The sequence below is a fragment of the Streptomyces sp. NBC_00513 genome (genome assembly GCF_041431415.1).
In the GTDB taxonomy this organism is placed as follows: domain Bacteria; phylum Actinomycetota; class Actinomycetes; order Streptomycetales; family Streptomycetaceae; genus Streptomyces.
The window spans coordinates 3,595,522-3,605,389 of sequence record NZ_CP107845.1 but is presented as its reverse complement, the minus strand read 5'-3'; the positions used below and the strand labels follow the sequence as shown (position 1 = coordinate 3,605,389).

General features: G+C 70.8%; 10 protein-coding genes. 4 read left to right on the top strand and 6 right to left on the bottom strand.

Annotation, left to right across the window (positions count from 1 at the left end; genetic code table 11):
- Window positions 1–12 precede the first annotated feature (12 nt).
- Window positions 13–1,014, top strand: a complete 1,002-nt coding sequence (gene hemB / locus OHA84_RS16615; protein WP_053682953.1) for a porphobilinogen synthase — start codon at window positions 13–15, stop codon at window positions 1,012–1,014.
- Window positions 1,015–1,089: 75 nt separating this feature from the next.
- Here hemB and OHA84_RS16610 read toward each other — a convergent pair whose 3' ends face one another.
- The gene (locus tag OHA84_RS16610) at window positions 1,090–1,656 is read right to left on the bottom strand and encodes a hypothetical protein (protein ID WP_266947958.1); all 567 of its coding nucleotides are present in this window, start codon (window positions 1,654–1,656) and stop codon (window positions 1,090–1,092) included.
- Between the two features lie 188 nt (window positions 1,657–1,844).
- On the opposite strand from OHA84_RS16610, the gene OHA84_RS16605 reads away from it, so the two are divergent.
- Window positions 1,845–2,117 carry a DUF1876 domain-containing protein gene (locus OHA84_RS16605; RefSeq protein ID WP_053682948.1) on the top strand — a complete coding sequence of 91 codons (273 nt, stop codon included), beginning with the start codon at window positions 1,845–1,847 and terminating at the stop codon, window positions 2,115–2,117.
- 122 nt (window positions 2,118–2,239) lie between these two features.
- On the opposite strand, the gene OHA84_RS16600 is transcribed toward OHA84_RS16605, so the two are convergent.
- The 3 genes from OHA84_RS16600 to OHA84_RS16590 all read right to left on the bottom strand — a co-directional run bounded on the left by OHA84_RS16600 (window position 2,240) and on the right by OHA84_RS16590 (window position 3,811).
- Complete coding sequence (locus OHA84_RS16600; protein ID WP_063839650.1) at window positions 2,240–2,674, bottom strand: DUF3995 domain-containing protein; 435 nt, start codon at window positions 2,672–2,674, stop codon at window positions 2,240–2,242.
- 106 nt (window positions 2,675–2,780) lie between these two features.
- A complete protein-coding gene (locus OHA84_RS16595) occupies window positions 2,781–3,029 on the bottom strand; it encodes a DUF397 domain-containing protein (RefSeq protein ID WP_266971019.1) in 249 nt (82 codons plus the stop codon).
- Entirely contained in the window at window positions 3,026–3,811 is a 786-nt protein-coding gene (locus OHA84_RS16590; protein ID WP_323181908.1) for a helix-turn-helix transcriptional regulator, read from the bottom strand. Before OHA84_RS16590 ends, OHA84_RS16595 begins: the two co-directional genes overlap by 4 nt.
- Before the next feature lie 151 nt (window positions 3,812–3,962).
- On the opposite strand from OHA84_RS16590, the gene OHA84_RS16585 reads away from it, so the two are divergent.
- Window positions 3,963–4,361: an ATP-binding protein gene (locus OHA84_RS16585; protein WP_053682942.1), complete on the top strand. Its 399-nt coding sequence runs from the start codon at window positions 3,963–3,965 to the stop codon at window positions 4,359–4,361.
- A 78-nt stretch (window positions 4,362–4,439) separates the two neighbouring features.
- Here OHA84_RS16585 and OHA84_RS16580 read toward each other — a convergent pair whose 3' ends face one another.
- Together OHA84_RS16580 and argS are read right to left on the bottom strand one after the other, a co-directional pair.
- Window positions 4,440–5,945 (bottom strand): hypothetical protein, encoded by a 1,506-nt coding sequence (locus OHA84_RS16580; RefSeq protein WP_266971022.1) that lies wholly within the window; start codon window positions 5,943–5,945, stop codon window positions 4,440–4,442.
- 213 nt (window positions 5,946–6,158) lie between these two features.
- Window positions 6,159–7,931 (bottom strand): arginine--tRNA ligase, encoded by a 1,773-nt coding sequence (gene argS / locus OHA84_RS16575; protein WP_266971024.1) that lies wholly within the window; start codon window positions 7,929–7,931, stop codon window positions 6,159–6,161.
- 177 nt (window positions 7,932–8,108) lie between these two features.
- Here argS and lysS point away from each other — a divergent pair, with 177 nt between their 5' ends.
- Complete coding sequence (gene lysS / locus OHA84_RS16570) at window positions 8,109–9,836, top strand: lysine--tRNA ligase (protein ID WP_266971026.1); 1,728 nt, start codon at window positions 8,109–8,111, stop codon at window positions 9,834–9,836.
- Window positions 9,837–9,868: the final 32 nt, after the last annotated feature.

Below are 9,868 nucleotides of genomic sequence, written 5' to 3'. Positions count from 1 at the left end.
AGGCGACTGAAGATGAGCGCGTACGGATCCTTCCCCGGTTCGCGGCCCCGCCGGCTGCGCACGACTCCGGCGATGCGGCGGATGGTCGCGGAGACGCGGCTGCACCCCTCGGACCTGATCCTCCCGGCGTTCGTGCGCGAGGGCATCAGCGAGCCGGTCGCCATCGCGGCGATGCCGGGCGTCGTCCAGCACACCCGGGACACGCTGCGGAAGGCGGCCGTCGAGGCGGTCTCGGCGGGGGTCGCGGGGATCATGCTCTTCGGGGTGCCGGCGGACGAGAACAAGGACGCGCGGGGCACGGCGGGCACCGAGCCGGACGGGATCCTCCAGCTCGCGATCCGTGACGTGAAGGCCGAGGTCGGCGACGACCTGGTGATCATGTCGGACCTGTGTCTGGACGAGTACACCGACCACGGGCACTGCGGCGTCCTGGACGAGCACGGGCGCGTGGACAACGACGCGACGCTGGAGCGGTACGCGGAGATGGCGCAGGTCCAGGCGGACGCGGGCGTCCACGTGGTGGGGCCGAGCGGGATGATGGACGGCCAGGTCGGCGTGATCCGTGACGCGCTCGACGAGACGGGCCACGAGGACGTCTCGATCCTGGCGTACACCGCGAAGTACTCGTCGGCGTTCTACGGTCCTTTCCGGGAGGCCGTCGGTTCCTCGCTCCAAGGTGACCGCAAGACCTACCAGCAGGATCCGGCGAACGCCCGCGAGTCGCTGCGGGAGCTGGCGCTCGACCTGGAGGAGGGCGCCGACATGGTCATGGTCAAGCCGGCGGGCCCCTACCTGGACATCCTGTACCGGGTCGCGCAGGCCGTGGACGTGCCGGTCGCGGCGTACCAGATCAGTGGCGAGTACGCGATGGTCGAGGCCGCCGCGGAGAAGGGCTGGATCGAGCGCGACCGGGCGATCCTGGAGACGCTGCTCGGCATCAGGCGGGCGGGCGCGGACACGATCCTGACCTACTGGGCCACCGAGGTCGCGGGGTGGCTGCGCGAGGCGCGCTGAGCCGGCGCGCGGTGACCGGGGGCCGGGCGGTGGCCGAGGCCCCGCGGGGCCCGGTGGGGTGAGCGGCTCGGTGGGTCAGCCCTTGCAGGCCTGTCGGAAGGCTGCGCCGACTCCCTGGTTCCAGCCCTTCCAGTAGGAGTCGCTGTGCTGCTGGGACTTGTCGGCCTGCGGGCGGCTGTCGCAGCTCTTGAGGGCGGCCGGCCTGCCGACGCCGAATCCGTCCTTGAAGCCCTGCCGGAAGTCCGCCTGGCTGTTCTGGGGGGGCTTGTTCGGCTTGGACGTGGGTGAGTCGGGGCTGGGCTTCGCGAGGACCTTGCAGTTGACGAAGATGAAGTTCTGGTCCTCGTTGACCGCGAGGACCGTGTAGTTGACGTTCTTCTGGAAGCGGGTCTCCCGGAAGTTGCCGTTCGCGTCGACGTTCAGGGGCTGCGTGCTCTCGCCGTCGTTGAGCTTGCGGGGGGCCGTGAAGCCCTCGCCGGTGATGACGACGGAGCCGGTCGGCCCGGGCGTCACGGTGCAGCTCGCGGCGGGGACCGCCGCGCCGGCGGTGGGCGCGAGGAACGCGGCGCCGCCGAGGGCGAACGAGGACGCGACGAGCGTGGTGACGGCGACGCGTCGTACGCGCCGAGTGGTGCGGAACATGGGCTGCTCCTGTCGAGGAGAGTCGAGGAGATCGGGGTGGGGGAGTGGCGGCGGCTCTGCGAGCCGCCTGCCCCCGGGTCCCCTCTTCCATCGTGCGTCGCCCGCCGCGAGCCGGCGACCGGCGGAGGTCGCGGCCCGGCGCCGGCGGGCGCACCCTGGAAGCAGGGTGATCCTGGAGGTGGTGCAGCATGTCCACGCTCGTCGGATGGCACGTGGAGCTGGAGTTCTCCGAAGAGGGGCACCGCACGGGTGCGGCGGCCATGGTGAGGCTCGCGGACGGCTCCGAGATGAGGGCGCACGGCTATGCCATGCGCCACCCGTCGGATCCGGATCAGCTGCGGGTCGGCGAGGAGATCGCCGGCGCGAGGGCGCTGATGGACCTCGCGGGCCAGATGTTGCAGAAGGCGCACACGGAGATCGACGAGGCCACGGGCCGGCACTCGTACCCGCTCAACCGTTGACTCCGCTCAACCGCTGATCGCGGCCCCGTCCCGGCGTGCGCGCCGGGGCGGGGCCGCGGCGCGCAGCGCCCATTACGGCGGGCCGCGCCGCAGGGCGCTGCCGGGCGGCGCGTACTGCCGGGTCAGGCAGCCGAGGGGGGCTGCCGCCGAAGAACCGGTGGCACCGGCGTGGTCCTCGCGGACGGCAGCGCACACGAGGCCACCGGCGTCGTGGTCGCCACCGACACGGAAGGCCGACCGGTCGCCCAGCCCAGGCCTGCGAGGCCGCGTACGGCGAGTCCGGCGGCGACGGCGGCGGTGACCAGGCGGGTGACCGGCCCGCCCCGGCCGCGGGAGTGCGCGAGGACGGCGGCGGCGCCGGTCAGGGTGAGCGCGGCCGGCGGCAGCACGACGGGCGGGCCGAAGGACACCTCCGTGCCGAGCACGGCCGGCGACAGGGTGCGCTCGTCGGCGGCGGGCCAGGTGGCGCCGGGGGCCCAGTACAGGTGTGCGAGGCCGTCGACGGTCAGCAAGGCGGCCGGCGCGGTGCCGGTGCGGTGTCGGGTGGTGACGTTCATGCCTGCTCCCCCGGGGGTGGTGAATGCCAACACCCCGAGGAGGAGGCCGAGGAGGGGAACGATCCTGTGGGCCGCGTCACGGGGTGTGTCGCGGCCCGGGGGCGTTCTAGTCGCGGACCCAGTCGGTCAGACGGGTCCAGCTGTGCGGGGCGAGGGTCAGGGTGGGTCCGTGCGCCACCTTGGAGTCCCGCACGTGCACCTGGCCGGCGGCGCAGGAGCAGGTGGCCACCTCGACGCACTGGCCACCCTCGCTGCCGCTGTGGCTGGACTTGCGCCAGGCGACGGCGACTTCGAGGCAGGCGCCGCCCTCACTGCCGCTGTAGCTGGACTTGAACCACGTGAGTTCGGTGCTCATCGCTCTCCTAGCAGCCGGTCCAACAGGCCTCTCGTCTCATCGAAGTTGAGGGCCTGGGATCGCAGCATCGCATACTTCTGGGTGAGGATGCTGACCTCGTTCGGGTCCCGAACGAGGACGCTGCCGCGCTGGGTTTCGGAGTACGCGAGGTGCTGGTGCTCGGGGGTCTCCAGCAGGATGAACGGGCCGTCGAGACCCGCGTGGGCGGTGATGCCCAGGGGCAGCACCTGGAGGGCGATGCCCGGCCGGTCGGCGCAGGCGCGCAGGTGTCGGACCTGCTCGCGGTGGACCGCGTCACCGCCGATCCGGTCGCGCAGGGCGGCCTCCCAGATCACGAAGCTGAGCGTGGGCGGGGCCGGGCGGCGCAGTATCACCTGCCGTTTGATGCGACGGGCCGTCTGGAGCTCGATCCAGTCCTCTCCGTGGTACGGCACGCGGCAGCCGAGGACGGACCGCGCGTACTCCTCGGTCTGGAGCAGCCCCGGCACGGTCAGCGTGTCGTACCAGGACAGGGCGAGCGCCTCCAGCTCGCGTTCCATGTACTCCTCGGCCCACGGCGGGATGCTGTCGACCTCGGGCATCTTGTTCGCGGCGACCGTCAGCATCCCGGGCAGGCCCAGGATCCGGTCCATCCGCTCGGCGACATCGGGCATCAGGACACGGCGGCCCTGCTCGATGGAGGCCAGCGTCTCGATGTCCAGGGGCACTTCCAGGGCCAGTGCGCGCTGGGTCAGTCCTTTGGCGAGTCGGGCGGCGGCGACCATCTCGCCGACCATCTTCATCGCGGTCGAATTGGGCCGAGGCCTCTTCCTTGGTGGCATGCAACCGAACTCCCCACCTGCGCCCGAGTGATAGCCGTACCAACCCGTACTCAGTGAGGAGTACGAGTCGGTCGTCTCACTCACGCTAGTCACGCACCGCGACCATCGCCCCGTGAACGTGAATATTCAACCCGCCCTGGTGCGGGAGCGGTTCTATCCGCGCAGCCGCCAAACCGTGCGTACCGCACGGGAGTTCCTGGGCGAGACGCTCGATGCGTGGGAGGTGACCGACCGTCGGGACGACCTGTTGCTCTGCGTGAGTGAGATGGCCACCAATGCCCTGCTGCACGGCGTCCCGCCCGGCCGGGGCTATCGGCTGCGGTTGCTGCGCTTCGAGGGCGCGGTCCGGATCGAGGTGCACGACAGCGGGGGCGGGCGCCCCCGGATCGAGGGCCGGGACGTGCGCGTGGAGGGGGGTCGGGGGCTGCTCCTGGTCGCGGCGCTCGCGGACCGGTGGGGGGTCGTGCCGTGCGTGCCCGGGAAGGTGGTGTGGTGCGAGTACGACACATGAGGAACCCCCGCAGCCCGGGCGGGCGGCGGGGGTTCCTCGTACGGCCTGTGCGTGCGGGTGTGCGCGGGTGCGTGCGGGTCAGGCGGTGGGGCGGCGACGGCGGCCTGTGCCGGCCACCAGGGCTGCGCCCATCGCCAGGGCCACGCCGCCTGCGCCGAGGGCCCAGCTGGTGGCGGGGGAGCTGCCGGTGGCGGCGAGTTCGCCGCCGGTGCCGCCGGTGCCGCCGGGGTTCTGGTCGATCGGCTTGGAGTCGCCGTCGGGGGTGTGCTGGTTCTCCTCGTCGGGTCCGATTTCCGGGATGGTGTCCGTACCCGCCTTCTTGATCTTCGTCAGGATGCCGTCGGAGTGGGACTCGGCGTACTCGCCGGTGTCCTCGTCCACCGTGGCCCAGCCGGCGACGCCGAGGGTCAGGTCTCCGGTCGGGGCGTCGGCGGCGAAGCGGACGCGTACCTGTACGTCGAAGCTCTGGCCCGCTTCGACCGCACCGCCGGCGAGGTCGAAGCCGAAGAAGACTCCGTCCTCGTCGTGGAAGTCGGCCTTGTGCCAGCCCTTCTTGCCCTGGGCGTCCTTGCTGTAGACCTCCAGGGCGATCTGGGAGGACTTCATCGATACCCAGTCGGGGCGCGCCATGATGAGGGCGAGGTCGAACTGTCCGAGGCGCTGCTTGCCGGTGTTGTCGACGTGGATCGAGAGGTTCCGCCAGTCGGCTCCGGCCGTGAAGCCGCCCTTCGGCACGCCGTTCACGGTGAGCGCGGGGCCCTCGACGGGCATCGGGATCTCTTCGCCGTCCTCGGCCCCGACGATCTTGGCGGTGTACCAGGAGGCGGGGGAGTGGGCGACGCCGGCGGCGGTCGTGCTGGAGCCGTCGGTGTAGATCTCGAAGGGCAGGACGGCGATGTCCGCGGCGAAGCCGATGCGCACGTCGAGGGAGTACTTCGCGTTGGGGGCGATCGAGGGGGCCTGGCCCAGGTCGTACTGGATGCCGGGGCCCATCTCCTCGCTCTGGATCGGCGCGGCGGACTTCCAGGCCGCGCCGCTCTGGCCGGCGGCGCGGTACTCGACCTTGATCTGGGAGGCCTTGAAGCGGCCCTCCAGCTCCATGACCGACAGGTGCGGGACGTAGTTCTTGACGGCGATGTGGCCGCTGTTGTCGACCTTGACGGTCAGGTCGGTCCAGCCGCCCCCGGGCGGGAAGCCGTCCTTCGGGATGCCCTGGACGGTGACCTCGGGGCCCATCAGCATCGATTCGGGGAGCTCGTCCCCCAGGGGGATCTCGGTCTCGCCCGACTTCTCGGCCTGCGGTGCCTTGGGGGCCTGCGGTGCCTTCGGCGTCTCGGCGGCCTTCGGGGCCGGCTCGGCGGCGGGGGAGCCCGTCGGGGCGGTCGGTGCGACCGGGGCCGGCTTGGCTTGATCCTGCTGCTGCGCGGCCGGGGCGCCGTCGGTCGCCGGGGCGGCGTCCTCCTTCGGCGCGGCGTCCGGAACGATCACTGCCGGCTGGTCGGCGGCCATGGCCGGCGTGGCGGCGAGAACGGTCGGACCCGCGACGGCGGCAGCCGCGACCAGGGCCATACGCTTGAACTTCACTTCGATTCCCCCCATGCCGGTCACGGACGTTCCGGCCCCGGCCCCTTAACTGAACATGCTCAGATTAGGGGGCTGGGTGGGCCCCGAGGAGGGCTCCCACATCACGATTGATCGACATTCAACTTTCTCAATGTGGCCGAAAAAAGACCCCGCCCCCGGAATCGGACTACCGGGGGCGGGGTCGTGCGCGTACGGGTCGTGCGTACGGGAGTGTCAGAGCTTCTCGGGGGTCCGGATCCCGAGGAGGGACATGCCCTTGGAGAGGGTGCGGGCGGTCAGGTCCGACAGGAAGAGGCGGTTCTCGCCCACGACGAGCTCCGGCTCCGGCTTCACGACCGGGCACTCGGTGTAGAAGGTCGTGAACAGCGAGGACAGCTGGTAGAGGTACGCGGCCACCTTGTGCGGGGCGTACTCCCCGGCGGCCTCCGCGACCAGCTCGCCGAAGTGGTCCAGGTGCAGGCCCAGCGCGCGCTCGGCCGGGGCCAGCTCCAGCTCCGGGTGCGCGACCGGGGAACGGTCGCCCGCCTTGCGCAGGATGGACTTGATCCGGGCGTACGCGTACTGGAGGTACACGGAGGTGTCGCCGGTGAGCGAGACCATCTGGTCCAGGTCGAACTTGTAGTCGCGGGCGGCGGAGGTGGAGAGGTCCGCGTACTTGACCGCGCCGATGCCGACCTGGAGGCCGTTCTCGACGATCTCCTCCTCGGTGAGGAGGTTGCGGTCCGCGTCCTTCTCCCGCACGACGGTGGTCGCCCGCTCGACGGCCTCGTCCAGCAGGTCCACCAGCCGCACCGTCTCGCCCTCACGGGTCTTGAACGGCTTGCCGTCCTTGCCGAGGACGGTGCCGAAGGCCAGCTGTACGGCCTTGGTGTCCTCGTTCAGCCAGCCGGCGCGGCGGGCCGTCTCGAAGACCATCTTGAAGTGCAGGGACTGACGGGCGTCGACCACGTAGAGGAGCGTGGTCGCGTTCAGCACGCCCACCCGGTCGCGGATCGCGGAGAGGTCGGTGGCGGCGTAGCCGAAGCCGCCATCCGACTTCTGGACGATCAGCGGGGTCGGGTTGCCGTCCGGGCCCTTGACGTCGTCGAAGAAGACGCAGAGCGCGCCGTTGGAGCGGACGGCGACGCCCGAGTCCTCCAGCAGCTTGCAGGTCTCCACGAGCATGTCGTTGTAGCCGGACTCGCCGACCACGTCGGGGTCCTGGATGTCCATGTCCAGCTTGTTGAACACGGAGTAGAAGTAGATCTTCGACTCGTCCACGAACCGCTGCCACAGCGCGAGGGTCTCCCGCTCGCCGGCCTGGAGGTCGACGACCCGGGCGCGGGCGCGCGTCTTGAACTCCTCGTCGGAGTCGAAGAGCGCGCGCGAGGCCTTGTAGAGCCGGTTCAGGTTGGACATGGCCTCCTCGCCGGAGACCTCCTCGTCCGACTTGTGGTCCAGCTCGTGCGGGTGCTCCATCAGGTACTGGATGAGCATGCCGAACTGGGTGCCCCAGTCGCCGATGTGGTGCCGGCGGACGACGTTCTCGCCCGTGAACTCCAGGATCTCGACCATCGCGGCGCCGATCACGGCGGACCGCAGGTGACCGACGTGCATCTCCTTGGCGACGTTCGGCTGGGCGTAGTCGATCACCGTGGTGCCCGGGTTCTCGGAGAGCGGGACGCCGAGGCGGTCGTCGCCGGCCCGCGCCGCGAGGGTCTCGATGATCGCCTTGTCGGTGATCGTGATGTTGAGGAAGCCGGGGCCCGAGACCTCGATCTCCTTGATCAGGTCACCCGTCGGGATGCCCTCGACCACGGTCGTCGCCAGCTCGCGCGGGTTGGCCTTGGCCTTCTTCGCGAGCGCCAGGATGCCGTTGGCCTGGAAGTCGGCCCGGTCGCTTCGTCGCAGCAGCGGGTCGGCGCCACCGGCCTCCGGCAGGGCCGAGGCGAGGGCGTCCGCGACGCGCTGATTGACGGAAGAAGCGAGGGAAGGGACCGAGGCCATGAGCTGCCGTTCCTGTGAGGTTGTGCCGGTGGGTGCACTTGGGTGTTCCGACAAGTGCCGAGTATCCCACGCGCGGCCTTTCGCTTTCGCGGGATATCGGGCGCGGGGAGCAACCTCGGAGTGACCCGTTCCGTCTGGGAGAATGGCGAAGCCAGCATTCGAGTAGAAGGACGTGTCGTGGCTCAGAGCAGCACCGAGACCGACTGGGTCTCCCGTTTCGCGGACGAGGTCATCGCCGAGGCGGAGCGCCGAGCACCCGGCAAACCTGTCGTCGTCGCGTCCGGACTCTCCCCTTCCGGCCCGATCCACCTGGGCAACCTCCGTGAGGTCATGACCCCGCACCTGGTCGCGGACGAGATCCGCCGCCGGGGCATCGAGGTCCGCCACCTGATCTCGTGGGACGACTACGACCGCTACCGGAAGGTGCCGGCCGGCGTCCCCGGCGTCGACGAGACGTGGGCCGCGCACATCGGCAAGCCGCTGACCGCCGTCCCCGCCCCGGCCGGGTCCGCGTACGGCAGCTGGGCCGAGCACTTCAAGGCCGCGATGGTCGAGGCGCTCGCCGAGATGGGCGTCGAGTACGACCCGATCAGCCAGACCGAGCAGTACACCAACGGTGTGTACCGCGAGCAGGTCCTGCACGCCATGAAGCACCGCGGCGACATCGACGCCGTGCTCGACCAGTACCGCACCAAGCAGAAGCCGGGCGGCAAGAAGCCCCAGCAGAAGCAGGTCGACGAGGCCGAGTTGGAGGCCGCCGAGGGCTCCGGCGCGGCCGCCGAGGACGACGGCAGCAGCGCCGAGGGCGGGTACTTCCCGTACAAGCCCTACTGCGCGCAGTGCGGCAAGGACTTCACCAAGGTCACGTCCTACAACGACGAGACCACGGAGCTGACCTACGTCTGCGCCGAGGACGAGTTCACCGAGACGGTCAAGCTCAGCGAGTTCAACCGCGGCAAGCTGGTCTGGAAGGTCGACTGGCCGATGCGCTGGGCCTACGAGGGCGTGATCTTCGAGCCCTCGGGCGTCGACCACTCCTCGCCCGGCTCGTCCTTCCAGGTCGGCGGGCAGATCGTGCACATCTTCGGCGGCGAGCAGCCGATCGGTCCGATGTACGCGTTCGTCGGCATCAGCGGCATGGCCAAGATGTCCTCCTCGAAGGGTGGCGTCCCGACGCCCTCCGACGCGCTGAAGATCATGGAGCCGCAGCTGCTGCGCTGGCTGTACGCGCGCCGCAAGCCGAACCAGTCCTTCAAGATCGCCTTCGACCAGGAGATCCAGCGGCTCTACGACGAGTGGGACAAGCTGGAGTCCAAGGTCGCCGACGGCTCCGTGCTGCCGGCCGACGCGGCGGCGCACACCCGCGCCGTCCGCACCGCGGAGGGTGAACTGCCCCGCACCCCGCGGCCGATGGCGTACCGGACGCTCGCGTCCGTCGTCGACATCACCGCCGGGCACGACGAGCAGACGCTGCGCATCCTGTCCGACCTGGACCCGACGTCGCCGCTGACCTCGCTCGACGAGGTACGACCGCGCCTGGACCGCGCCGAGAACTGGATCACCACCCAGGTCCCGGCCGACCAGCGCACGCTGGTCCGCGAGGAGCCCGACACCGAGCTGCTGTCCTCGCTGGACGAGGAGGGGCGCGAGTCCCTGCGGCTGCTCGTCGACGGGCTCGACTCGCACTGGTCGCTCGACGGGCTCACCACCCTGGTCTACGGCGTGCCGAAGGTCATGGCCGGGCTGGAGCCCGACGCCAAGCCGACGCCGGAACTCAAGGTCGCGCAGCGGACGTTCTTCGCCCTGCTCTACCGGCTGCTCGTGACCCGGGAGACCGGGCCGCGCCTGCCCACGCTGCTGCTGGCGGTCGGGGCGGACCGGGTGCGCAAGCTGCTGGCCGTCTGAGGCGGCCGAGCCCGCCGAGGCACCGCGTACGA